Raw genomic sequence first — 23,958 nt, 5'->3', positions numbered from 1 at the left:
GCTCGCGGCGAATCCCACCGCACGGGATACACCAATGGGGAGTGGGATGAACGAACTCGACCTCGTGGTGCGCGCGAAACGGGTGATCACCACCGCTGGCGAGGTGGCCCGCGCCGTGGGCGTGCGGGACGGCCGGATCGTGGCGCTGGAACCCCTCGACGCCGACCTGCCGGCGGCCCGGGTCGTCGACCTCACCGGCGACGAGGCCCTGCTGCCCGGGCTCGTCGACACCCACGTGCACGTCAACGAACCCGGCCGCACCGAATGGGAAGGGTTCGCCACCGCCACCCGGGCCGCCGCGGCCGGGGGCATCACCACCCTCGTCGACATGCCGCTCAACTCCGTCCCGCCGACGGTCGACACCCCGTCGCTGGAGGTCAAGCGCAAGACCGCCGAGGGACAGTGCCACATCGACGTCGGTTTCTGGGGCGGCGCCGTCCCCGGCAACACCGCCGAACTGCGCGGCCTGCACGACGCCGGCGTGTTCGGCTTCAAGTGCTTCCTGCTGCACTCCGGCGTCGACGAGTTTCCCCCGTTGGACGCCGCCGGTGTCGAGGCGGCGCTGCGCGAGCTGGGCACCTTCGACGGCCTGCTCATCGTGCACGCCGAGGACTCCGACGCCATCGACCACGCACCCACCGCCCACGGCGAGCACTACCACGACTTCCTCGCCTCCCGGCCCCGCGGCGCCGAGAACGTCGCCATCGCCCAGGTCATCGAGCTGGCCCGGTGGACCGGAACCCGGGTGCACATCCTGCACCTGTCGTCCTCCGACGCGCTGCCGCTGATCGCCTCGGCCCGCCGCGACGGGGTGCGCGTCACCGCCGAGACCTGCCCGCACTACCTGTCCTTCTGCGCCGAGGAGATTCCCGACGGCGCAACGCAGTTCAAGTGCTGCCCGCCCATCCGGGAGGCCGGCAACCGCGAACTGCTCTGGCAGGGCCTGGCCGAGGGCGTGATCGACTGCGTCGTCTCCGACCACTCGCCGTGCACCGTCGACCTCAAGCGCTTCGACATCGGTGACTTCGGGGTCGCCTGGGGCGGCATCGCCTCCGTCCAACTCGGCCTGCCCGCGATCTGGACCCAGGCCCGTCCCCGCGGCCACTCCCTGTCCGACGTCGTGCGGTGGATGGCCGAGCGCCCCGCCGAACTGGCCGGCCTGCGGCACAAGGGACGCATCGCACTCGGCTACGACGCGGACTTCTGCGTCTTCGCACCGGATGAGGCTTTCGTTGTCGATACGGCCCGGCTGCACCACCGCAACCCGGTCACCCCGTACGCCGGGCGGCCGCTGGCCGGAATGGTGCGCTCCACCTGGCTGCGCGGCACGGAAATCACCGGGGACCAACCGATCGGCCGTCTACTCGAGAGGGGTGCCGCGTGACCGACGCTTCCTTCACCGAACTGCCCGACCTGGCCTCCCGCCGGTTCGGCGGCGGCGTGGTGTTCGCCAACGACGAGCTGTTCGCCGAGCGGGAGAACCTCATCAAGCCCGAGGACGCGGTGTTCCATCCGCACGCCTTCGGCCACAAGGGACAGATCTACGACGGCTGGGAGACCCGCCGCCGGCGCGAGCCCGGGTACGACCAGGCCATCGTGCGGCTCGGCCTGCCCGGCGTGGTACGCGGCGTTGTCGTCGACACCTCGTGGTTCACGGGGAACTACCCGCCCGAGGTCTCGGTCGAGGGCGCCTCGGCGGAGGGCTACCCGTCGTCGGCCGAGCTGGCCGAAGCCGAGTGGGTACCGCTGGTACCCCGCTCCCCGGTGAAGGGGGACACCAAGAACACGTTCGCGGTCGACGTGGAGCAGCGGATCACCCACGTCCGGCTGTGCATCTATCCCGATGGCGGCGTGGCCCGGCTCCGGGTCCACGGAGAACCCGTCGCCGATCCCCGGCTGCTCGACGCCGGGCCGGTGAACCTCGCCGCACTGGAAGCCGGCGCGAGCGTTCTGGACTGCAGCAACAAGTTCTACTCGTCGCCGAACAACCTCATCGCGCCCGGACAGGCCCGGGGGATGGCGGAGGGATGGGAGACCGCACGCCGCCGCGACGGCGACAACGACTGGGTGAGCGTGCGCCTGGCCGAGACCGGTCGCATCACACTGGCCGAGTTGGACACCACACACTTCGTGGGTAACGCGCCCGGCTGGGCGTCCGTGCGTGGCACGACCAACCCGGAGGACCCGGCGGCCTGGTTCGACATCCTGCCCAGGACGCGGCTGCAGCCCGACACCCGGCACCGGTTCCCGGTCGCCGTCGACGAAGTCGCCACCCACGTGCGGCTGGACGTCTACCCCGACGGTGGGATGGCCCGGTTGCGCCTCTACGGAGCGCTCACCCGTGCCGCGCGGGAACGCCTGGGAATCCGGTGGTTCGAACTGCTCGGTGCGGGGCAGGCCCGGGTCGTGCTGACCGATGCCGGGTTGAGCGAGGCCGAGACGGACAAGATCATGGCGGGCCGGCCCCATGGCCGAGCCGAGGCGCTGCGGGACGCCCTGGGGACGCTCGGTGGCACCGGCGAGCAGGTGGCCGAGCTCCTGTTGGGCTGAGCTTCCGGCTGGTGGGTGCGCACGCCCCCCGACCCATCCACCAGCCGGAACCCTACGGTCGGGAAAGGGATGAACCGGAAAACATTGCCATCGGTCGGACAGCACCGTGGCAAGCTCAGTAACGTGGCCGAACTCCGCGCGGTAGCAACCGAGGACCTGACCCCCAAGGAGACAGCCGCCCTGCGCGGACTGCTCGACGACGTCTTCGAGGATGACTTCAGCCAGGAGGACTGGGACCACACACTGGGCGGCTGGCACTTCGTGATTTCGGAGAAGGAACAGCCCATCGCACACGCCTCCGTGGTCGAGCGTGTGCTGACCTCCCGGCGGCGCCGGTACCGCACCGGCTATGTGGAAGGTGTGGGGGTGCGGGAGGACGCCCGAGGGTGCGGGCACGGGCGCGCCGTGATGACCGCAGCCTCCGAATACATCCGGGACAACTTCGAGCTGGGTGCCCTGGGCGCCACCGAGGAGGGCGCGAGGCTTTACCAGAGCCTCGGCTGGCAACGCGTGCTCGGTCCCACCCTGGCCGAAATCGACGGGAAGCCGCAACGCACCCCGGACGAGGATGGCTACATCTTCGTTCTACTCACCCCCTGCACCGGCCCCTTCGACCTGCAGGCGCCGCTGATGTGCGACTGGCGCACCGGCGACGTCTGGTAGCTCCGTCCCCAGGCCTTCGGCGGTACGTGGGCGACCGAGTACGAAGAATGTCGGGGCGGGCCAAGTCCCCGGACATGGCCCGCCCCCGAAGTGGCAGGTTCCGCGCTGACCGTCGCCGCCGAGTTCGGGTCAGCCGAGGTCCCGCTCGTCGACCACGCGACGCAGCTTGCCGCTACCCGGCGTCGTGGCCATGGTCTCGGGCCGCACCGCCTCGACCGCGAAGCTCAGCAGCCCGTCGGTGTCGACGACCTCCCGGAGGTCCGCGTAGTGCCGGAGGAAGGTGGCCCCGCAGTCAACCTCCGGCGGAGTCCGGTCGGCGTCGAGCCGTACGACAACCGACTCCCTGTTCCCGTCGGCTCGGAGCACGATCTGCAGCTCGCCGGCGTAAGCGAGCTCTTCCTCGGCGATTGTGACGAACCTTTGGTAGTTCAGGAAAATCGACGCGATCCGGAACACGTCACCGAACCGGCCCAGGAGCTCGAAACGCGGCGTGCGGCGTCCACAGCCGCAGTCCCCCGCAACCCATCGGCCCAGGTCGCCGATCTGGTATCGGTGAAGTGGCTGGCCGGTCCGCAGCCGCGCAGTGAACACCAACCGGCCGACCTCGCCCGGGCCGACGGGCCGATCCTGTTGGGGGTCGAGGATTTCCAGGGTGTGCAGCCTGGTGAACAGGTGGTGGACCCGGGACTCGGTGTGCGAGCACTGGTGGCCCAGTGGGCCGGCGTCGACGCTGCCGTACACCGCCGACCTGATCAGCTCGATGCCGAACTGGTCGCGCAGTCGCTGCACCTGACGTGGGTTGAAGTGCTCGCCTCCGTAGAAAATCTTGCGTACCCCACCGTATTCCCGCAGGACGTTCGCACCTGCGTCGAACAGCCGCAGCAGATAGGAGGGCATCGCAAACAGGGTGTTCACCCCGTGGCCGGCGATCGTCTCGGCAACAGCGGCGTAGTCGCCCACCGCAGCCATGGGGAACTGCACGGCGCGTAGCGACTCCAGGACCGAGAAGAAGCTGACAAAACCTCCGTAGAGCCCGCCGCCGAAGAACAGGTTCATGGCGCGGTCGGCCGCCGGGTCGAACCCGGCCGCGAGCAGGCCCTCTCCGGTGCAGCGCATCTGCTCGTGGTAGTCGTCGTAGGTGAAGACCGACAGCTTCGGGACACCGGAGCTGCCACCGCTTTTGAAGAACAGCTCCGCGTGACGTGGCTCGACCCGCATGTTCTGGAAGTCGTCCTTGGTCATTACGGGGCTGTCCGATGGTGTCGTTGCCGCAGGAGCGTGGACGAGGTCGTCCAGGCAGCTGTCGGTGACGAACCGGTCGTCCAGGCGCACGCTCACTCGTCGGCTGTAGCGGGGAAGTGCATAGACCCCGTCATGCGGCTCGGTGGGATAACTCTCCAGCATCGAACCGATCGGCGTCACCCGGAGCACACCGGTGGCGAGGAAAGATCGGGCCAGCACCGCGGTGTCGAGCCGGTCAGCGGCGAGCCCCACCGTCTGGAGGTACCGCCGCATCGGTCGCAGGGTCCGCACGATCTGCCTGCGGGGCAGCGGCTTCACCCAGACCGTTCGATACAGCGGTGAGGTGCGCAACTCGGACCGGGAATCAGCCAGGACACGCCATGACCCGGCCGGGTCGCTGTACACCCTGGTCATGCCGAGGTGGGCCTCGAGTTCCGCGACCATCGTCACGTTGCTGATCTCGGCCTGTTCCAACAGCTCGGGTTCCTGCCTGGGAATCCTCGGGCTCAGCGTGGCCAGCTCGTCCGCGAGCTGCTGGGCGAAGGCGAACACCTCGGAAGTGTCCTCGGTGTCGACATAGACCACCTGGGGGCTGGCACACGCCTGTTGTTCGGCCTGACACACCTCATGCGCCAGGGCACGGCGAACCGCCGGGTCCGTCGAGGAATCGGCGGTGAGATAGGCGAAGGAGATCCGCGGGCCCCATTCGACGAGCCGACAGCCGGCGGGCACGTGTTCGGCGACGCTCGACACCGCCTGTTCACCGCCCCACACCGCAACGGTGTCCGCCTGCGTACACAGCGCGTCCAGCCATGCCGTGTTGTGGGAGGGAAACCGCAGGACCACGACGTGCTCGGCGATCCGGCCAGAGGGATCCAGCGCGGCCAGCTCGGCGATCACGTGATGGGTGAAGAGCGTATCGCGGCTGCTGACCTTAGCGATGTTGAGGTTTCCGGCGAGGAGGCCTTCGACGATGGCCAGCGGTCCGACCGTGGCGGAGTTGGCCGGCAACACGTGAACGAGCACACCGACCGGCACCCACGCCTCGAAGACAGGCGTTCGGGCGTCGGGCCGGGCGAGCCGTCCGGCGTCGACGCCGCCCAGCTCGCGGCGGACCTTGCGCTCCAGGTCCTCACGCCGCAGGAACAGCCCGACCTCGGTGAGCGTGCTCGTGACCTCATCCGGGTCGGATCCTGCTGCGAGCAGCGTTTCCCGTAACCGGGCGTGCGTCGAGCTCTCCGTGTCGAGCAACGCGACCGAGAGGCGGTCACACGCGGAGATGACCAGTTGCCGGTCCAACGGGCGTTCCAGCGCGAGATGGACGAAAGAGTCGAGGCTGGCGAGCCGCTGTTCGACCTCGTCGTTCCCGAGCCACTCGCCCTGCCAGAGGTGGTGCATGTCGATCACTTTCCCTTGAGTAGCTCGGCGGCGGCGACGGCACAGCTCCGGTTGCGGCTGATACCGGCCCGGCCGTGGACCACGAACCACGGGGTGGACAGACCGCAACCGCACTCAGCGGCCGGGTACAGTGAGGCCAGGTCCGCCATGACGACGCTCTGTGCGGGCACCGAGGTGACGTAGGGCGAGACGAGCTGGAGAAAGCCGCGCTCACCGAAGGGCAGGGCCCGGCGGTCGGACACGGATCGGATCAGCACACGCGACCACACGGGAACGTGGAAGTTGTGGTTTCGACACTCCACGTACGGTACGCAGTGCTCCACGGAGCCGAAGCCGTCACGAAGCCGCTCGTTCGGGATGCCCAGGTGGTGCTCGACCAGGTCGTAGAGCTCGGTCTTGGCGATCTGCTTGTCCGCGTGGCCCTTCCAGCCCCCGCCGAAGAACACCAGTGAATCCGGGTGTAGCCGCAGCGGCGGCACACCCAGGTCCCGCATCCGCTCCAGCGTGAAATAGAGGAAGGCGGGGAAGCCGAGGATCCGCACCGGCATGCCTTCCTCGGCGAATCGCACCATCGCCTGGATTGTCCCGAACATGTCGAACTCGTGGCCCTGCCCGGTATGGCGTAGGACGTACTCCACGGAGTTCGCCGGTGCGAAGTCGCAGAGGTAGTTGTCGGTGAAGGACGTGCCCAGCTTGAAGCCCGGGGTCGGTTGGTAGCTGGACAACAGGTAGTTGACCGGCTGGTCCGGGGTGATCCACCCGTAGTGGTCGAAGATGAAGGCCACCATGCGTTGCGCCGCACGGATGGTCCACTCGTCGAAGAACATCTGCGACTTCTGACCGCTCGTCCCGGAGGAGGTCAGGTGCAGGGAGACGGCTGCGGGATCGAGCGACAGGATCTCGTGCGTCTTGAACAGGTTGGCATGCACCATCGGGAGCTCGCCGAGACCGTCGATGCTCGCCGGGGACGCTCCTTTGGCGTCCCACAGGCTGCGAAAGAACGGCGAGCGCTTTGCGTGCCAGGTGTTGGCCTGCTCCATCGCCGACAGGAAGAGTTCGTCGACGTCGGTTCCTGCGGCGTACGGGTTGGCGATGTCGCAGAGCCGCTGGACCTCGGAGAGGAGTTGGGGATCGGGAACAGAGATCGGGTTGAGGTACTTGCTCATCTACGTCCTTGTTCATGCCTTCCGGCAGCCATGGGTTCGGGTGGCTGGCGCCACTGGTGCCCCTGGCGGTCAGCTCGCGACGCGAAGGGGAGCGAGGTAGGTGGCGGTCCACAGGTCGAGGTAGTGGGACACGAAGGGCCCGAACGGCCGAGCCACCACCAGCTCGCGGAAGTCCAGCGGCTGGAGGAGACGGGAGAGCACGACGTGGTCCCGGAACAGCTCTCCCTCCCGCCGCATGGCCGGATAGAGCGCGGTCGGCAAGAAGCCCTGCCCTAGGAGCGCGTCGATGTCGGCGGGCCGATCCAGCGGGAGGAGAGCCTCGAGGTAGCGCACGCCCTGCCGGGAGAGGACGTCCACCAGGCTCTCCAAATGGGCGTTCAGTGCGGTGAGGCCCGGGTTTGCGTCAAGTAGGGCACAGTACCCGTCGTTCTCGCCCAGGTTTGCCCGCACGGTGACGGAACCGTCGATGGCCTGTGCGAGCAGGTTGGGGGAGTGGAACGGGTAACGGACCTCTCCGTCGGCGATACCGGTGATGCTGGCCAGTTCCCAGTCCATGGGGCGGGAAGCCACGGTCGGTTGTGGCGGGGTATCGACCACCTCGGCGGGATAAAAGGACAGGCCGGCCGCCCGTTCGGCCGCAGACAGCAGCGAACCCAACGCCTCGGGGAGCGGGCCGTGGGAATGCCGACGACTCAACACACCGTCGGCGAACCGGGCCAGCAGGACGAGTGTCTCGTAACGCTGCAGCTTGCGGGCGTGGGGAAAGATCCCGAGCGGGAGATATCCGTTACGGAGGAACATGATCTGCGGGGCCGGTGACACCGTTCGGGCGGTCGCGTAGACCGAGTCGACCGGCCCGCCGGGCGACAAGGCGAAGTCGCTCAGGCCGGCCACCAGGTGCTGCGCCACCTTCCCGGACCGGTGGTCGGGATGGACGACGACGCCTTCGATCTTGGCGATCCGGCGTTGTGGGTCGATCTCCAACACGGCGGAGCCGACGAGAGACCGGTCCTGGGGTCGGCGGGCTACCAGCCACCGAACGTCCGGGTTGTTGATGAACTTCGCCATCACCACCGGATCCGTGCCCAGCGGAAGCGGGTAGTGAGGACCGTAGACGGCACGATAGAGACGGATCAGCTCGTCGATGTCGTGGGACGAGGCGGATTCGACGATCACTTGGTGTCCTCGGTGACACGATCGGGGGCGGACAGTGATGCCAACACGGCGGCAATCGGCATCGGGCCCAGGAACAGGGCGATGAACCTGACGTTGATCAGGCCGATGCACCAGCCGATCACCGCCACGAACCAGACGGGGCCGAAGTCCCGATCTCGCAGCGCCAACCGGGCGCGCCGTACAGACAGTGCCGGGGCGCTCATGCGGTGCGCTCGTCAACGAGCCGGAGCTGCTTACCGGTGCGCGGGTTGACGGCCAACTCACTGGCGCCGATCCACTCCACGGCCAACGGATGGATGGCGTCGGTCGCGACCTGGTCGGCGAACAGGGGCCGGTCGGCGTCGAGTTGCTTGCGAACGGCTTCGGCCAGTGTGTCCAGGCCCGGGCCACCGGCAACCAGCCGCAGGACGAGCTGGTCCCTGCCCGCCAGGTGCCGTAACACCACCTGTACCCCGCTGATCCGACCGTCGTGGTCGGCAGCGGCCACGACCTCCTGCAGCTCGGTGAGCTGCAGGGCCACCGGACCGACGCGGGCTCCCTCTTCGGAGCGGCCGAGCAGCCGGAACAGGCCGGCGTCCGGGTCGACCCACTCGGCACGGTCGCCGACCGGGTACCGCAGGATCGGCAGCAACCTGCGGGTGAGGTTCGTCAGCACGATCTTGCCCGGCTGCCCGGCACCGGTGATGGGCTGGCCCGTGGTCTCGTCGAGAATCTCCACGACGGTCTCCGGGGTGAAGACCCGGTGCACGCGGGTGTCCTCGCCACCGGTCGGGCAGCCGAGGAGACCTGCGTCCACGCTGGCGTACCCGAGAGAACCGATGACCGCGTTGGGGAACGCCGCCGCTACCAGGGGCTGCTGGTCGGCGAAGAACAGCTCACCACCGAACAGGATGAGGCGGACGTGTGGCAGCGTCCGACCGGCCATGACCAGGTGCTCGGCGAGCGCGAGCACCGTGGTGGGCAGGCCGGCGAGCACGGTGACCGCGAAGTCGGTGATGGGCGAGGCAAGGGCTGCCACCGGGAGCCGGCCACCCAGTTGCAGCTCCAGCACGGCAGGCGCGGCCTGTTCCAGCGACCGCGAGACGAAGGAGAAACTGGCGTAAAGGTCACCGGCATAGAAGAGGTTGGCGACCCGGTCACCGGTGCGCACGCCCGCCGCCGCGATCCCGCGGCCGAAGGCGGCGGTGAAGGTGCGCCACTCCTCGTGGGTGTACACCGCGAACTTGGGGGTGCCGGTGGTGCCACCGCTGCGGAACACCAGGCCATTGGACAGCGGTCCGGTCAGCACCTGGTTGTCGGTGAGGGTGTTGGCGGCCCAGAACCGTTCGTGGTCGACGACGGGGAGATCGGCCAGCCGGCCCGGTGCCCGGCCGAGGTCGGTGTACAACCTCCCGTAGAATGACGAATTCGCTCTTGCGTGCGCGACGAGTTCGGGTAACTTGTAAATAGGCATAGTTAATCCCGGTACGGGGTGGGGGCGGTTCGCGGGGCCGTGCCCACACCAGGTGAAAGGAAGACTTCCGGCGGGCAGGAAGGAACGGGGAGAACCTGTAGGTCATCCCCTGGTCACGTGCTGGCCCCGTCATTAACTATAACACCTTCGTGTCGCGTTCCGGTGCGCCCGTGCGGGCGATGTGCTACGTGACGTAGGGCGTGAACCCGTTGTGTCACCGCGGTCTTCGTGGCGATGTACAGGTGTTCGCACTGTGTTGTTGATCACCTTTTCCCGGTTGGACGTAGTGATTTTTCGGGCAAGTCGGACACGGATCCTGCGGTAATTATGGGAAACCCCGGTCGTGGTGGTTGATCTCCGAAATATTGGGGTCCGTTGTTTTTGGTCATGTGTTGCGGTTATGTCTATTCTGGAGGTTTCGTCGCTGCCGTCCTGCGTGCCGTTGTGTGAATGATCACGGGAGATTCTGTGCGAGGTTTTCCTCGACTCGCGCGTAGCGCGGCGTCCTCGTCGCCAGCCGGTTCGGCGGGGCGGCCGACGGTGTCGTGTGCCCGGCGCCCGCGGGGACCAGCCGGGGCCCTTGTGAACACGATCGCCGACAGTTGCGTGTCTCGACAAGAAGAGTTGTCGGCAGCACCGTACGGACATGCTCGACGTGGCGGTGATCGAGGATCCAGCGGCGGCCGAGGTCACCCTGGACCCGGTGCGGGCCCGGCTGCTGGCGGAGCTGGGCGAACCGGGCTCGGCGACGACGCTGGCCGCCGGGCTGGGTCTACCCAGGCAAAAGGTGAACTACCACCTGAGGGCCCTGGAGCGGCATGGGCTCGTCGAGCTGGTTGAGGAGCGGCGGAAGGGCAACTGCACCGAGCGGATCCTGCGCGCCACCGCGGCGTCGTACGTGATCTCCCCGAGTGCCCTCGCCGAGGTCCAGCCCGATCCCGCCCGCTCACCGGACCAGCTGTCGGCCCGCTGGCTGCTCGCCGTCGCGGCCCGCCTGGTACGGGACGTGGGGCGACTGATCACCGGGGCGAGCAAGGCCCGTAAGCGGCTCACCACCTTCGCGATGGACGGCGAGGTGCGGTTCGCCTCGGCGGCCGACCGCGTCGCCTTCGCCGCCGAGCTGACCGTGGCCGTCACCTGGTCGGCAAGTACCACGACGAGAAGGCCGAAGGCGGGCGGACGCACCGCCTGGTCGTCGCGATCCACCCCAGCGTCCGCACCGGGGACAACACCACCGCAGCGAAGGAGACCTGACATGCCGCGCGAGTTCGAGATGCGCAAGGAGGCCGAGCTCGACGCCACGCCCGAGCAGGTGTGGGAGGCCATCACCACCCCCGCCGCGTGGTTGTTCGAAACCCAGGCGGTTCCCGAGGGGGCCACCGTCGTCGCCTGGAACCCGCCCAACCACTTCTCGGTGCGGCTTCCTGCGGCCGAGGACGGCACCACCCACGCCTTCGAGTACCTGATCGAGGCCCGCGAAGGCGGTAGCACGGTGCTCCGCTTCGTACACAGTGGTTTTCTCAGCGACAACTGGGACAGTGGGTATGAGGACCTGACCAGCCACGGCTGGGACATGTACCTCCACACCCTCGCGCTTTACCTGAAGCACTTCGCTGGCCGGCCTGCCACCTACGTCGAGGCCGATGCACCACCGTCCTCTGCCGCGGAGGAGGCTTGGCCGGTGTTGTTGCGGGAACTCGGCGTCACAGAGCCGCTCAACGAAGGGGACCGGGTACGGCTTACCCCGGAGGGACTCCCGCCGATCGAGGGCGTCGCCGACTCCGTGGCCGAGGGCTGTCGGTTGACCCAGACGGGCACGACGCGCATGTCGCCCCACGCGTCTCGGGTCCCACCATGACCTTCGTCCGCGCCCTGATTAGGGTCTCCCGGCCAACCATGCAGGAAGGCATCGGCGGCATCGTGTTTCGTGCGTCCTCGCGCAGCATTGCGGCCAACACTTCCATGTCGCCTTCTCACATGCCTCCCAGAACCAAGGGGGCGGCTGGCTCGGTTGGTTATTCAGGCGACCACGGACGTCCACGCAGCGCGGTGAGCAGGCGGTCGACGGGGCCGCCGAGCCCCCAGCGCGCACGGAGTTCGGCGACGTGCTCGGGATCCTTCGGCTCGTGGGGAAGGGTGTCGGGGCGGTCGAGATGAACCGGGGAGTCGGTGACGACATTGACGACGCCGGGTGCCGCGGCGAGGTAGTCCTTGGCCGCCAGGAGCTTGGCGCGCACCGCGGGCCTGAGCCGTCGATCCGTCTCGTCATCGGCCGCGGCGAGCAGCGAGGCCAGGGATCCGAACTCGGTGATGAGCCTGGCAGCGGTCTTCTCGCCAATCCCGGCGACACCGGGGAGGCCGTCGGAAGGGTCCCCGCGTAGCACCGCCATCTCCGCGTAGGCGGCACCCGCCCGCTCGCGCGGGAGCCCGTAGCGTTCCGCCAGCTCGGTGGGCCCGTACACCTCGGCCTTGCTCAGGCCGCGACCCGCGTAGAGCACGCGGCCCGGCGTCGGCTCCTCGCGCACGAGCTGGAACAGGTCGCGGTCGCCGGTGACGACCACGACGGGGTCGGTGTCCTCCCGGGCGGCGAGGGTGCCGATCACGTCGTCGGCCTCGTACCCCTCGGCCTCGGCGGTGGCGATGCCGAACGCGGCGAGCAGCTCGAGGATCACCGGGACCTGGGGAGTGAGGGTGTCGGGCACCTCCTCGGCGTTGGCCTCCTCGTCGGCGAGGCGGTGCGCCTTGTAGGAGGGGATGGCGGCGACTCGGAAGTCCGGGCGCCAGTCGGCGTCGAGGCAGGCGACCAGCCGTCCGGGGCGGCGGTCGGTGATGAGCTTCGCGACCATGTCGGTGAAGCCGCGCACGGCGTTCACCGAGGTTCCGTCCGGCGCCTTGATCGAGTCCGGCAACGCGAAGTAGGCGCGGAAGTACAGGCTTGCGGCGTCCAGCAGCACCAGGGGACCGGTCACGGCCACAGCCTGCCAGGCCGGCCCGACACCGCGACTCAGGGACAACGAAAACTGGATGCGCAATAGCTTCAGTGTCAATTAAATCAACTTCCAACATATCCTCAAATGCCGATCAGCAGGCTCCACCAGCCGCAAACGACGTGGCGACCGCCTTGTGCGACTCATTGCGGTCGCGAGGGACCAGGTTGGGTGGAGAACTTCGGTGACAGGCTGAGGCTCAGGACGCAGTCGGCATCGCGTTAACGGCCACCTGCCCGACTCGTCGCCGGGCGGCTGATTACAACTCCCTCACCGGCACCCCACTGAGGGCTGGCGCCAGAGCGCAGCAGAGAAGAGCAGGATCCGGCCTGGCCGAGCGGCGGCAGGAGCCGAAATCCGTGCGAGACCCACGCGGCCGTGTCAGGGAAGCTCTAAACTGCTGTTATGTCAGTTCACATACATGGCGAGGGGAGGGCATCCAAGTCGATGGGTAGTGGGGTCCGGGACCGGATGGTGGCCAGCGCGGTGCGGTTGTTCCAGATCCACGGGTTGTCGGCGACGGCGTTCGCCGACGTGATCCGGGACAGTGAGACGCCGCGTGGCTCGATCTATCACTACTTCCCGGACGGCAAGGCACAGTTGGCCGAGGACGCGACCCGGCACGCGGGCGAGTGGATGACGGCCGCCATTCGGGCTTGCACGGATTCCGATGATCCGCTCGAGGCGCTTCGCGGGATGATCGAGCTGTGGCGCTCCATGCTGGGGCGGAGTGACTGCGCCGCAGGGTGCCCGATCGTGGCGGCCGGGGTCGCCGGGGTGGAGTATCCCAAGGCCCGGCAGGCGGCGTCCGATGCCTTCGATGCCTGGCGGGAGCTGCTCACCGACTATCTGGTGGCGCAGGACGTGGTGCCGCGCCGGGCGCGGTCGCTGGCGACCTTCGTGGTCGCCGCGATCGAGGGTGCGATCACGATGTGCCAGACGCAGCGCAGCATGAATCCCCTCGACGAGGTGGAGTCGGAACTCACCCTGCTGCTGCGGCAGACCCTCGGCGTCTGAACCCGGTGGCTCCTGCGCCGGCCGCTGAATGGAAGGCCCGGCGCCGAACGGCTCCCGACCCCATTGACTGTTACTCGTGGTCGCAGGTAGCGTCGCCAGCCTCAGGTTATGCAACTCGACATAACGGGGGCCGCGATGGCATCACCCGAGGGTCAGGAGTGCCCAGTAGCCGCACTGAGTGACCCGTTGCCGCTCCGCTGCGGGCAGGTTCTGCCCAACCGGTTGATGAAGTCGGCGCTGAGCGAGGCGCTCGCCGACGGCCATGGCCCGGGCGTGCGGCTGGAGCGTCTCTACCGGCGCTGGGGCACCGGCGGGTACGGGCTCGTGATCACCGGCAATGTTATGGTTGATCGCGACTATCTCGGCGAACCGGGCAACGTCGTCATCGAGGACGACCGCGACCTCGACGGGCTGGCCCGCTGGGCCAAGGCCGCCCAGGACGGCGGGAGCCCGATCTGGGTGCAGCTGAACCACCCGGGCCGGCAGGCCAACCCGCTGGTGACCCGGCGCCGCCCCGTCGCGCCTTCAGCGATCGCGCCAAGGATCCCCGGCATGGTCACGCCCCGGGCGCTGACCGAAGCCGAGATCGAAGACATCATCGACCGCTTCGCCACAGCCGCGACCATTGCCGAGGCCGCCGGGTTCAACGGGGTCCAGATCCACGGCGCCCATGGCTACCTGGTGTCCCAGTTCCTCTCACCGCTGGCCAACCAGCGCACCGACCGCTGGGGAGGAGACCCCGAGCGGCGTCGGCGGTTCATGCTGGAGATCGTGCGTCGCATCCGCACCCGCGTCACGCCCAGCTTCGCCGTCGGCATCAAACTCAACTCCGCGGACTTCCAACGCGGCGGATTCACCGAGGCCGAGTCCCGGTCCGTGCTCGAGAACCTCTCGGGCGAGGGCGTCGACCTGATCGAGATCAGCGGCGGCAGTTACGAGTCCCCGGCGATGATGGGCCGCGGCCGAATCCGGGCGGCCAGCACCCGCGCTCGTGAAGCCTATTTCCTCGAGTACGCGCAGACGGTCCGGGAGACCGCGACCGACGTTCCCCTTGCGGTCACCGGGGGTTTCCGGTCCCGCGCGGCGATGGCGGAGGCGATCGGCTCGGGAGCCTGCGATGTGGTCGGGCTCGGTCGGCCGACGTGCCTCACTACCGACGCGGCGGCGGGCGTTCTCGCCGAGCGCAACGACCGCCTGCCCGCGGGGACCATCTCGTTCAGCAGGCGGGGACCGCTGTCGAGGATCGGCAATTTTCGGGTGCTCGACGGGGCGTTGGACCTGCAGTGGCACACCGACCAGCTGCAGCGCCTCGGCGACGGCGCGGATCCCGACCCGGCGCGGCCGTGGTGGAAAACCCTGGTCACCATGTTGCGTCGCAACGGCATCGACGCCTTCCGCCGCAAGCGAAGCTGACATCGCGACGCAGGACCGCATCGATCACCCTCCCCCGAAGCCCGCGGCCAGACACGCTGGAGCGAGGCTGGCCATCCTCATTCCCTTGTATGGCAGGGAGGTCCTCGGCGGGAGTGGCTGCGTTGGCCTGCTTTTCGGCGGGGGCGGCGCCGGGGCGGTGCTCGGCAGCATCGGCTACGGCTGTCTCGGCCACCGGATGTCCCGGTGGGCCGTCTACACCGTCTGCTTCTTCATTTTCTTCATTGGGGGCGCACCACGCACCGCGGTATTCCTCCTGGGCCCGGGGCTGTGGTGGCTCGCGCTCGCGATGTTCGTGGCCGGGATGTTCGGCGGAACGCTGAACCCGCTGTCGGGTGTCGTCGTGTTGGATCGGGTGCCCGAGGAGTTCCGCAGTCGTGTGATGGGCATGCTGAACGCGGGTGCGCTGTCGGCCACGCCGCTGGGTGCACTCGGGGCGGACGTGGCGGTTGCGACGTGGGGCCTGCCTGGCGGGTTTGTGTCCGCCGGTGTGGTGTATCTGCTGGTCACGCTGTGCCCACTGGTGTTCCCTGACTGGCGGACGCTGGACACCACGGTCGTGCGCCCCCGGGCGAACGTGCCCGTCACCTCCGCACATTAGGCTCAGGTCCATGTCGACCACGACCACTCCCGCACTGGACCCCTCGGTGCTGCGGGCCCGCCTGGAGCGGGCCGGCACCGCCGCCGCCAAGGCCGACCTGGACGCGTTGCTCGTCTCGCCCGGTTCGGACCTGCGGTACCTGCTCGGGGTCGGCGGTGAGTCGTTCGAGCGGCTGTCCTGCCTGGTCCTGCCGGCCGCCGGGAGCACGGCCGCACCCGCCCTGCTGCTGCCCAAGCTGGAGGAGCCCGGCTATGCGGGCGTGCCCACCGGCGAGCTGGGCGTCGAGGTCGTGACCTGGGTGGACGGGGAGGACCCGTACCAGCTCGTGGCCGAGCTGCTGCGCGGCGCGGCCGGCCGGCCGGCTCGGTTGGCCGTGGCCGACGTGATGCCGGCCCTGCACGCGCTGCGGCTGCGCGACACACTGCCCGACACCCACCAGGTCCTGGCCGGGCCGGTGCTGCGCGACCTGCGGATGCGCAAGGACACCGCCGAGATCGAGGCGTTGCGGCGGGCCGGTGCGGCGATCGACCGGGTGCACGCCCGGGTGGGCGAGTGGTTGCGTCCGGGTCGCACCGAGGCCGAGGTGGGCGCCGACATCGCGGCCGCGATCGTGGCCGAGGGGCACACGTCGGCAGAGTTCGTGATCGTGGGTTCCGGCCCCAACGGGGCCAGCCCGCACCACGACCTGTCCGACCGGGTCGTCCAGGCCGGGGACGTGGTGGTCGTGGACATCGGCGGCCCGGTACCCGAGGGCTACAACTCCGACTGCACCCGCACCTACGTGGTGGGGGAGCCGGGGCATCCGGACGTGGCCGAGACCTACGCGGTGCTGCAGCGGGCCCAGGCGGCGGCCGTGGCCGCGGTGCGGCCGGGGGCCACCGCGGAGTCGATCGACGTGGCGGCCCGTTCGGTCATCGCCGAGGCCGGGTTCGGCGAGTTCTTCGTGCACCGCACCGGGCACGGCATCGGCCTGGACGTGCACGAGGAGCCCTACATCGTGGGCGGTAACGACCTGGTGCTGGAGGCCGGGATGGCGTTCAGCGTGGAGCCGGGGATCTACCTGCCGGGCCGGTGGGGCGCCCGGATCGAGGACATCGTGGTGGTCACCGAGGACGGTGCGGAGACGGTGAACAACCGCCCACGCGAGCTGGTGTCGGTGCCGGCCTGACCGGTCGGGGCGTGAAGGAGGACCCGGTGGCTCAGTTGGAACCGATCGACAGGGCCATCCTGCGGGAGCTGGCTTCGGAGGGCCGGTGCAGCTACACCGACCTGGCCGAACGGGTCGGGCTGAGCGTGTCCGCCGTGCACCAGCGGGTGCGCCGGCTGGAGCAGCGTGGCGTGGTGAAGGGCTATGCGGCGAAGCTGGACGGCGAGCTGGTCGGGTTGGGGTTGACGGCGTTCATCTCGCTGACGCCGATCGACCCGGCCGCGCCTGACGACTACCCGCAGCGGTTGGAACACCTGCCGCAGATCGAGGCGTGTTACTCGGTGGCCGGCGACGAGTCCTACATCCTGCGGGTGCGGGTGGCCTCGCCGTTGGCGTTGGAGGAGCTGCTGCGGCAGATCCGGGAGTCGGCCAACGTCTCCACCCGCACGACGGTGGTGCTGTCCACTCCCTACGAGGATCGACCACCGGCGGTCTAGTTCGGATTCAGGGGGTGCTCGGCCATGGGTGATGCCCGAGCACCGTACTTTCCGATGTGGACAGTCGCGTGCGGGGGCTCGGGGATTGCGCTGTGGTGGCCAGTGTGCTGGCCCTAACACCGGTTCTCGTTCGTGTTGTTCGTATCGTTGACGTGCGGTGAGGGCACTGGGGCTCCCTATCATGGCCCCAGAGTCGCCGCGAGCGGTTGGGGATGTGCGATGACCGAGCAGCAGGTTCCGCCGGTGTTGCAGCGTTTCGTGACCGAGAAGGTCGTGCTTCTGCGGACGCGCAAGCGGGACGGGAGCTGGGTCGACACTCCGATGAACATCGTGGTGCGGGGTGACCGGGCCTTCTTCCGCACGCCGGCGAAGGCGTCGAAGAACAAGCGGCTGCGCAACTTCCCCGAGGTACGGTTCCAGCCCTGTACCTGGACGGGAAAACCCACCGGTGGGGCGTCGGTGCAGGCCACCGCCCGGCTGCTGTCGGGGGAGGAGTCAGCCGCGGCGGGTGAGCTGATCAGGCGCAAGTATCCGCTCCTGCACGGGGTCATCGTGCCGCTGACGCATAAGCTCATGCGCACGCAGACTCTGCATTACGAGCTGACCGACGTACGCGAACTCCACTGAGCTCCCGTAACGGGATTCCCGGGCGTCGTTGACAGCACCCCGGAACCGGCGAGTGCTCGGGCTGTTCAGACCGGCTGCAATGGTTGATGCGGCTCCGGTGGCAGCTCGACGCGGATGCTTCGTCCAGTCTCTGTTCTCGCCAATCCTGCCTGGCCGGGAGAACCTTGGCCGCTGGGACGCTCTCCGTCGGGAACGTCCCCGGACCAGTGGAGTTGCCGCGGGGTAGGGGAGCGGCGTCGGGACGGAGGCGGCGACACCGCGACCGCAGCAGCCAACGCCGCGGTCTTTACTGTTTCCAGAATTATTTCAGTGTTGACTAAATTAATTCCCCTTTACCACACCAAACCGCCGAACCTCAGCCAGCGCGCCTCCAGCACACCAGCAACGACAGGAACACCGCGACGCAGACGGGTTCCACCGCTGGAGACGGGCTCCGCCTTCGGCTCGGTAGACGGTTGTGGATGGTTACCGCATCGCACGGTGGGACCACGAGCTGCGCGACATCGACCTGGAGCCGGATGAAACCGCGGCCGAACAGGCTGTGACCGCGGGCGTTGGGTGAGGCCCTGTTTGGGGTTGTGGAGCGTCGAGTAACTACCCTGAGTGACGTCTCGGTGATGACATGTGGTCGCCGGCTCAGCCTGGTTGAGGGCGTCGACCGGCCCGTGCCAGGGCGCGCGGGCTCCGGCACGGTGGTCGGGGTGGGTTCGGACCGGGTCGGGCGGGTGGTCCGGTTGACTTCGCCCCGCCGGCCGACGCTGTGTCCCCCGAATCCACCTACACTGACCTTGATGCGGCCCCTGCGACACCGGCTGCTCGTCCTCCTGCTGCTGCCGGTTTTCTTCCTTCTCATCCTCGTCAGCGACCGGCAGGTGCCGACACCGCCGGCGCCGCCCGAGGACAAGCCGCATGCCCTGGTCTCCCTCGGCGACAGCACCATCTCCGGTGAGGCGGCCGGTGACTACGAGCCCGGCACGAACGGGGAGAACGGCAACTGGTGCCACCGCTCACCCAACTCCCTCATCCACCGCACGGCGCTCCCGGGTATCGACGCCACCGTCAACCTCGCCTGCTCCGGGGCCAACAGCGCCGATGTCGCGCTCGGCGAGGCCACCCAGTACACCGAGACCAGCCAGGCCGCCCGCCTGACTACGGTGGCCCGCGAGTACCGCATCCAAGGCATCGTCGTCGGAATCGGCGCCAACGACGACCCGCGGTTCGGCGACGTCGTCTCCCGCTGCCTGCGCCCCTCCGAGCGTCGTGGCGGTGACTGCCACCCGGAGCTGGAGTCCGAGTGGCTGGACCGGATCGACCGCATGGTGCCGAAAGTCGTCCGTGCCCTCACCGATATCCGCCACGTGATGCGTGCGGCCGGCTACCCCGATGACAGCTATGCGCTGGTGCTGCTGTCCTACGCCGCGCCGGTCGGGCCGCGGATCCCTGTCGAGCTGCAGAACCTCAACGGTTGTCCGTTCCGCAAGGACGACCTGCACTGGGTGGAGAGCAACGCGGTCATCCAGTTGGCCGCGGGCCTTCGGCGTGCGGCCGATCAGTCCGGGGTCCGCTTCCTCGACCTGTCCCGTGCCGGTCGTGGCCATGAGGCGTGCGCCGGTGGCTCCGACCTGAGCAAGGAATGGTTCTCCCGGCTGATCGTGGACTGGCACGCGCTGACCGATGACCAGCGGTCCAACCACGCCACCCAGGAGTCCTTCCACCCCAACGCCCGCGGGCACAGCCAGTTCGGCCGCTGCCTCGGCGAGTTCCTCGCCACCGATGACCGGGCCGCCGCTTGTCTGCCCGGCCGGGACGGTTACCTGCACCCGGCCGTCGGGCAGGCCGTTCACGGTGACGTGCGCGCGGTCCGCTGACCGGGATGCGGTGCGGTCATCTCGCGCAAGAGTCCGTACGTTTCGTGGTACATCACGTCACACCCCTGGGCAATGGGTGATGGCCCGGCGCCGCCACCTGCGGTGACCGGGCCATCACCCATTCAAGGGCCGAGCTTTGCCTCGATATCCCAGCGTGACCGGTTCATTGCTGTGTGTTCGCGGGTCAACGGCATTCGTCGGGTGATAGATGCTGTAGTCGCAGCAGTTCCGAGATAATAGAAACAAACAATACTAGACGCCCCTGTTTCGTATCCTTCTGATGGCCGTCGAATCTCCTCGCGTCGTCTGCCGCCCGAAGGTTGCGTGACCTGGTCTTCATGTGCGGGGACGTTCGAAAATCGGTACCACCATGATTCGTGCAGATGATTACGGTGAGATAAAGGCCATACGAACGAAGGGTTGATCGAGTGCGCAGGGAAGATCACGATGACCGGCGTTTGAGTTCCGACTGACCCCGATCCCACGGAATGTGGTGGCGAGGAGGAATACGGCCATGAGGAAAATCGCCGGCGCGAGCGCGGTGGTCGGCTGCGTGGGTGCCCTGCTGTTGGCGGTGACGGTGCCCGCGCTGGCCGGGCCGTCGCCCGCCGCACCCGGCGCGGGCGCCGTGGCCTCGGCGCGGCCCCTGGCGGACCCGGCGGCCGTCGAGCGCAAGGTCATTGACCTGACGAACCAGCAGCGGAAGCGGAACGGCTGCAAGGCGCTGCGGGCCAACGCGGCGTTGGGCCGGGCGGCCCGCAAACACAGCACGGACATGGCGGCCAAGAACTACTTCTCGCACACCAGTAGGAACGGCCGCACGTTCACCCAGCGGATTCGGGCGGAGGGATACCGGTACCAGCGTGCTGCCGAGAACATCGCGGCCGGGTATGGCACGCCGGAGAAGGTCGTGGCCGGGTGGATGAAGAGCTCCGGCCACCGGGCGAACATCCTGAACTGCGCGTTGACCGAGGTGGGTGTCGGGTTCGCGGAAAACCCCCGCGGTAGCTTCCGGGTCTACTGGACGCAGAACTTCGGTACCCCGGCCCGATAAGCGGTCGATGAGGGCTCGGCGGGTTGTTGCCGATGTCGCCGAGCGGTGGTTTCTGATCGAGCCCGGCGGTGAGCTGGCATCGGGCCCGGCTTCCGGCCGGCCGCCGTCATGAGGACACGCGCGGAGGGTGCCGCGCGGGCGATGCCCGCCGGACCATCGGCTTGTCGCCGGCCTGGGCCGGCCGGTGGGCACGGTGCCCAGCCCGGTTCTCCGCCCCGACGCCGTCAGGGGCGGGGAACCCGGCCGCCGGGCGTGGGCGAGGTGCCCGGCGACGACGTGGCGGGCCTATCGCCCCAGCGCACGGCGCAGGTGCTCGGGGTAGTCGTCGTAGGTGGCCACGAAGTCGCGGAGGTCAACCAGCTCCGGGAAGGCGATGAGGGGTTGTTGCTCGGAGAGGAACCGGGCGCTGTACTCGACCACCTGCTGCTCGTCGGCGTCGGCGATGCCCAGCTCCTGCAGCACGTCCGGGTCGACGTGGAACCGCGACTCCAGGGGCTGCCCGTCGGCGTCGACCCGGATCAGGTACTCGTGCTCGGCGACCGGTTCGACCTGAAACTGCTCGGCCATGGTGCCAACCTAGGAGTGTGTCGGGGTGAACGCTTGGTGACACTTCGCACTCGATGCGTGGGGCGGGCCAGGATGCCGGGGACTCCGCGTGGCGGAACTGCCGCCCGTGGGGCCGTCGGATTCAGCGGCTGACGGAAAAACACCAGGCGTGGCGGCGAGATGGGGCCGAGCGGGCCCCGCGACGTGGACGCCTTGCGGACACGAGGAGGCGGTCCCCGCGCGAGACGGAGATCACCTTCTGGTGGCGGAAATCGTCCTGCTGGACGGGAAGGCGGCCGGCACTGTTGTCCGCCAGCTCCGCCAGCGCTCCGATCCCGGCGGCGACCGGGGCGGCTCGTGGGCTGAAGGGATGATCTGGGCCCCGTGCTCGCGCGCCGACGGAGTCGCGGTGTTGCTGGCGGGCCCGACCGGGCGGGCAGGCGCACTACGGTTCGACGACGCCACGCTCCACAAGGTCACCGACGCTGCTGTGCGGCACACCGGCGACGAGGCGGCCCCGGTTCCGCCGCGCCCGCGGCTGGGACGGGGCGTCTGTGTCGTCCGGGGTTGTGCGGGAGGTGCGTGGCCCGGCGTACCCAGCCATCCCGGTGCGGGCGGTAATGCGTATCGGTCGGGTGTGCCGCACTTGCGCCATTGCGGTTCACTTTTCATCTGTACGTCACCCCGTCGGGCCAGAAAAGGCAGTATAAGAGTGAGCGGGACCGCGGTGATCCGCACCCGGTGAGACGAGCCCGCCACCCGTCCGCGACAACCCTTCCGGCGCGTACCACGATGCGTTCATCGTCCGAGTAAGACGATAAAGATTTGGACAAGATCATCGACGCTTGGTCGAGCAATTGCCAAATCCGTCGACACCGTCGCCACTCCCGCGGCGCCAGCCACCCGGTATCCTCCGCACGCCACGGTCAGCGCAGCTCACGTGCGGTCCCCCCGGGCCGCTGCCCACCGCGTGCGCCGAACGGCAACCCGGCGTTGCCCAGTGCCGCGCAAACTGCACTGATCCCATCCATTCCCCGACTGTTCCCCGCCACTCAACGGAATCGCCCGAATGCCGGCTGGTGGGGTGGGTCGGGTGCGAGGACCCTTTCGCACCCCGCCGCCGCTTGTCTCACCCTGCGTTTTTTGTGTTGCTTCTGCCCGAAGGGGGCCTCCGATGTCGACGGTGGGCCTGCTGATCCGAACCGGTATGGGACCTGCCCTGATGGGCACCGCGTTCCTGGTGGCGGCGACAACCCTGCCACCCACGCCACTGTGGAACGCCGTGTATCGCGTGGCACCGGCCGGCGTGCTGCTGTGGGCGTTGCGCCCGAGGATGCCGCACGGCAGCTGGTGGTGGCGGTCACTGGTGTTGGGTGGACTGAACTTCTCGGCGTTCTACTCGTTGCAGTTCGTTGCGGTGCATCGGATCCCGGGCGGGATGGTGGGTTCGTTGAGCGCGGCCCAGGCCCTGCTCGTGCCGTTCCTGGCCTTGGCCTTGCTGCGGGAGCAGGTCCGTGCGCTGCAGTTTGTGGTGGCCGCCGGTGGGGTTAGTGGGGTGGCGCTGCTGGTGTTACGTGGCGTGGAGGCGATGGACGCGGTGGGTGTCCTCGCTGGGGCGGGCACCGCCGTGGCGGCCGCGACCGGGTTCGTGCTCACCCGGCGCTGGGGTGTTCCTTCGGGGGTAGGCCCCACCACGGCGCTGGCCTGGCAGATGCTGGCCGGTGCCGCGCTTCTCGGCCCACTGGCCCTGGCCGTGGAAGGCGGGCCGCCCGCGCTGGACGCCTGGGGTGGCGTCGGGGTGGTGTGGTTGTCGGCAGCGGCGACCGCGTTGGCGTTCACGCTGCTGTTCGGGGGGCTGCACGCGGGGACGTCGGCGGTCGCGATGTCGCTGTTGACGTTGCTCAATCCCTTGGTGGCCACGGGGTTGGGGTGGCTGGTGGTCGGTGAGTCACTGACACCCGTCCAGCTGCTGGGGGTCGGGTTGCTCTGCGCGGCGGTGGTCGGTGGGCAGCTGCTGGTCAACACCGGACCGACACGCACCGCCCGTACCCGGGCCAGGCCGAAGGAGACGCCGGCCGCGGCGGCCGGCGATCGCCCGCGCCAGCCCATCCCGTTGCGGAACCGGGTGAATCCGAGCTGGCCGGTGCACACGACACCGTCCGGGGACCTGCGGCCGGCCCGCGAGCACACCGGCTCGACAAGGGTGGTCGCCCGTGCGGCATCACACCTGGGTGTCGCCGTGTCCGCCCACCACGGGGGAGAGTCTTCCTTGCACGGGCGCGGGAAACGAGCGTGTCGGCTGGACCACGGCACCTTGCGAACACTGGTGGCGCGGCCCGGCCGAGGCTGGGTCTGCCGCGCGCGAGCCCGGGTCCGCAAACCCGAGGCAGCAGCCCGGGACATCGAGCCCCGGATACGCCGACAGGGCGGGTTGTGGGCGGCGTGCCCGCGCCCCGCATCCCCCGAAGCGGGCTGACGGCCACGCTGATCCACCAGTGCGGCCATGCCGTCACACCACGGAATCGGTGGCCTCGG

General features: G+C 68.9%; 20 protein-coding genes and 1 pseudogene. 14 read left to right on the top strand and 7 right to left on the bottom strand.

What is annotated here, in order from left to right; genetic code table 11:
- Positions 1 to 46 precede the first annotated feature (46 nt).
- From allB to IEY55_RS09945, 3 genes are all read left to right on the top strand, one after another.
- Positions 47 to 1,384: an allantoinase AllB gene (allB, locus tag IEY55_RS09955; protein ID WP_189056322.1), complete on the top strand. Its 1,338-nt coding sequence runs from the start codon at positions 47 to 49 to the stop codon at positions 1,382 to 1,384.
- Positions 1,381 to 2,550: an allantoicase gene (gene alc / locus IEY55_RS09950; RefSeq protein WP_189056320.1), complete on the top strand. Its 1,170-nt coding sequence runs from the start codon at positions 1,381 to 1,383 to the stop codon at positions 2,548 to 2,550. Before allB ends, alc begins: the two co-directional genes overlap by 4 nt.
- A gap of 123 nt (positions 2,551 to 2,673) precedes the next feature.
- Positions 2,674 to 3,213: a GNAT family N-acetyltransferase gene (locus tag IEY55_RS09945; RefSeq protein ID WP_229686226.1), complete on the top strand. Its 540-nt coding sequence runs from the start codon at positions 2,674 to 2,676 to the stop codon at positions 3,211 to 3,213.
- Positions 3,214 to 3,342: 129 nt separating this feature from the next.
- Here the strand turns inward: IEY55_RS09945 and IEY55_RS09940 are convergent, their stop codons facing one another.
- The 5 genes from IEY55_RS09940 to IEY55_RS09920 all read right to left on the bottom strand — a co-directional run bounded on the left by IEY55_RS09940 (position 3,343) and on the right by IEY55_RS09920 (position 9,582).
- Positions 3,343 to 5,853: an acyl-CoA reductase gene (locus IEY55_RS09940; RefSeq protein ID WP_189056317.1), complete on the bottom strand. Its 2,511-nt coding sequence runs from the start codon at positions 5,851 to 5,853 to the stop codon at positions 3,343 to 3,345.
- 5 nt (positions 5,854 to 5,858) lie between these two features.
- On the bottom strand, positions 5,859 to 7,019 hold the full coding sequence (locus IEY55_RS09935) for a LuxE/PaaK family acyltransferase (protein WP_189056315.1): 1,161 nt from the start codon (positions 7,017 to 7,019) through the stop codon (positions 5,859 to 5,861).
- 69 nt (positions 7,020 to 7,088) lie between these two features.
- Positions 7,089 to 8,195 carry a GNAT family N-acetyltransferase gene (locus IEY55_RS09930; RefSeq protein WP_189056313.1) on the bottom strand — a complete coding sequence of 369 codons (1,107 nt, stop codon included), beginning with the start codon at positions 8,193 to 8,195 and terminating at the stop codon, positions 7,089 to 7,091.
- Positions 8,192 to 8,398 carry a hypothetical protein gene (locus IEY55_RS09925; protein ID WP_189056311.1) on the bottom strand — a complete coding sequence of 69 codons (207 nt, stop codon included), beginning with the start codon at positions 8,396 to 8,398 and terminating at the stop codon, positions 8,192 to 8,194. Before IEY55_RS09925 ends, IEY55_RS09930 begins: the two co-directional genes overlap by 4 nt.
- The gene (locus tag IEY55_RS09920; protein WP_229686225.1) at positions 8,395 to 9,582 is read right to left on the bottom strand and encodes a phenylacetate--CoA ligase family protein; all 1,188 of its coding nucleotides are present in this window, start codon (positions 9,580 to 9,582) and stop codon (positions 8,395 to 8,397) included. Before IEY55_RS09920 ends, IEY55_RS09925 begins: the two co-directional genes overlap by 4 nt.
- A gap of 712 nt (positions 9,583 to 10,294) precedes the next feature.
- Here IEY55_RS09920 and IEY55_RS09915 point away from each other — a divergent pair.
- A pseudogene (locus IEY55_RS09915) lies at positions 10,295 to 10,902 on the top strand (ArsR/SmtB family transcription factor).
- A 1-nt stretch (position 10,903) separates the two neighbouring features.
- Positions 10,904 to 11,506, top strand: a complete 603-nt coding sequence (locus tag IEY55_RS09910; protein WP_189056307.1) for an SRPBCC family protein — start codon at positions 10,904 to 10,906, stop codon at positions 11,504 to 11,506.
- Positions 11,507 to 11,663: 157 nt separating this feature from the next.
- Here IEY55_RS09910 and IEY55_RS09905 read toward each other — a convergent pair whose 3' ends face one another.
- Complete coding sequence (locus IEY55_RS09905) at positions 11,664 to 12,617, bottom strand: 5'-3' exonuclease (RefSeq protein ID WP_189056305.1); 954 nt, start codon at positions 12,615 to 12,617, stop codon at positions 11,664 to 11,666.
- Positions 12,618 to 13,082: 465 nt separating this feature from the next.
- On the opposite strand from IEY55_RS09905, the gene IEY55_RS09900 reads away from it, so the two are divergent.
- The 8 genes from IEY55_RS09900 to IEY55_RS09865 all read left to right on the top strand — a co-directional run bounded on the left by IEY55_RS09900 (position 13,083) and on the right by IEY55_RS09865 (position 20,877).
- Positions 13,083 to 13,652, top strand: a complete 570-nt coding sequence (locus IEY55_RS09900) for a TetR/AcrR family transcriptional regulator (protein WP_189056303.1) — start codon at positions 13,083 to 13,085, stop codon at positions 13,650 to 13,652.
- A 135-nt stretch (positions 13,653 to 13,787) separates the two neighbouring features.
- Positions 13,788 to 15,065 (top strand): NADH:flavin oxidoreductase/NADH oxidase family protein, encoded by a 1,278-nt coding sequence (locus IEY55_RS09895; RefSeq protein ID WP_189056301.1) that lies wholly within the window; start codon positions 13,788 to 13,790, stop codon positions 15,063 to 15,065.
- Positions 15,066 to 15,150: 85 nt separating this feature from the next.
- Complete coding sequence (locus IEY55_RS09890) at positions 15,151 to 15,684, top strand: MFS transporter (protein WP_189056299.1); 534 nt, start codon at positions 15,151 to 15,153, stop codon at positions 15,682 to 15,684.
- Between the two features lie 10 nt (positions 15,685 to 15,694).
- On the top strand, positions 15,695 to 16,852 hold the full coding sequence (locus IEY55_RS09885; RefSeq protein WP_189056297.1) for a M24 family metallopeptidase: 1,158 nt from the start codon (positions 15,695 to 15,697) through the stop codon (positions 16,850 to 16,852).
- 26 nt (positions 16,853 to 16,878) lie between these two features.
- Positions 16,879 to 17,328: an Lrp/AsnC family transcriptional regulator gene (locus IEY55_RS09880; RefSeq protein WP_189056295.1), complete on the top strand. Its 450-nt coding sequence runs from the start codon at positions 16,879 to 16,881 to the stop codon at positions 17,326 to 17,328.
- A 219-nt stretch (positions 17,329 to 17,547) separates the two neighbouring features.
- On the top strand, positions 17,548 to 17,955 hold the full coding sequence (locus IEY55_RS09875) for a PPOX class F420-dependent oxidoreductase (RefSeq protein ID WP_189056293.1): 408 nt from the start codon (positions 17,548 to 17,550) through the stop codon (positions 17,953 to 17,955).
- Positions 17,956 to 18,746: 791 nt separating this feature from the next.
- The gene (locus IEY55_RS09870; protein ID WP_189056291.1) at positions 18,747 to 19,823 is read left to right on the top strand and encodes a GDSL-type esterase/lipase family protein; all 1,077 of its coding nucleotides are present in this window, start codon (positions 18,747 to 18,749) and stop codon (positions 19,821 to 19,823) included.
- A gap of 514 nt (positions 19,824 to 20,337) precedes the next feature.
- Positions 20,338 to 20,877, top strand: coding sequence for a CAP domain-containing protein (locus tag IEY55_RS09865; protein ID WP_189056289.1), 540 nt, complete (start codon positions 20,338 to 20,340; stop codon positions 20,875 to 20,877).
- A gap of 285 nt (positions 20,878 to 21,162) precedes the next feature.
- Here IEY55_RS09865 and IEY55_RS09860 read toward each other — a convergent pair whose 3' ends face one another.
- Positions 21,163 to 21,444, bottom strand: a complete 282-nt coding sequence (locus IEY55_RS09860; RefSeq protein WP_189056287.1) for a hypothetical protein — start codon at positions 21,442 to 21,444, stop codon at positions 21,163 to 21,165.
- 1,153 nt (positions 21,445 to 22,597) lie between these two features.
- On the opposite strand from IEY55_RS09860, the gene IEY55_RS09855 reads away from it, so the two are divergent.
- A complete protein-coding gene (locus IEY55_RS09855) occupies positions 22,598 to 23,899 on the top strand; it encodes an EamA family transporter (RefSeq protein WP_189056286.1) in 1,302 nt (433 codons plus the stop codon).
- The last annotated feature ends 59 nt before the right edge of the window (positions 23,900 to 23,958 follow it).

The sequence above is a fragment of the Longimycelium tulufanense genome (assembly GCF_014645795.1).
Lineage (GTDB): Bacteria > Actinomycetota > Actinomycetes > Mycobacteriales > Pseudonocardiaceae > Longimycelium > Longimycelium tulufanense.
Note: the sequence above shows the minus strand (reverse complement) of the source record. Positions and strands in the feature narration are given on the sequence as shown.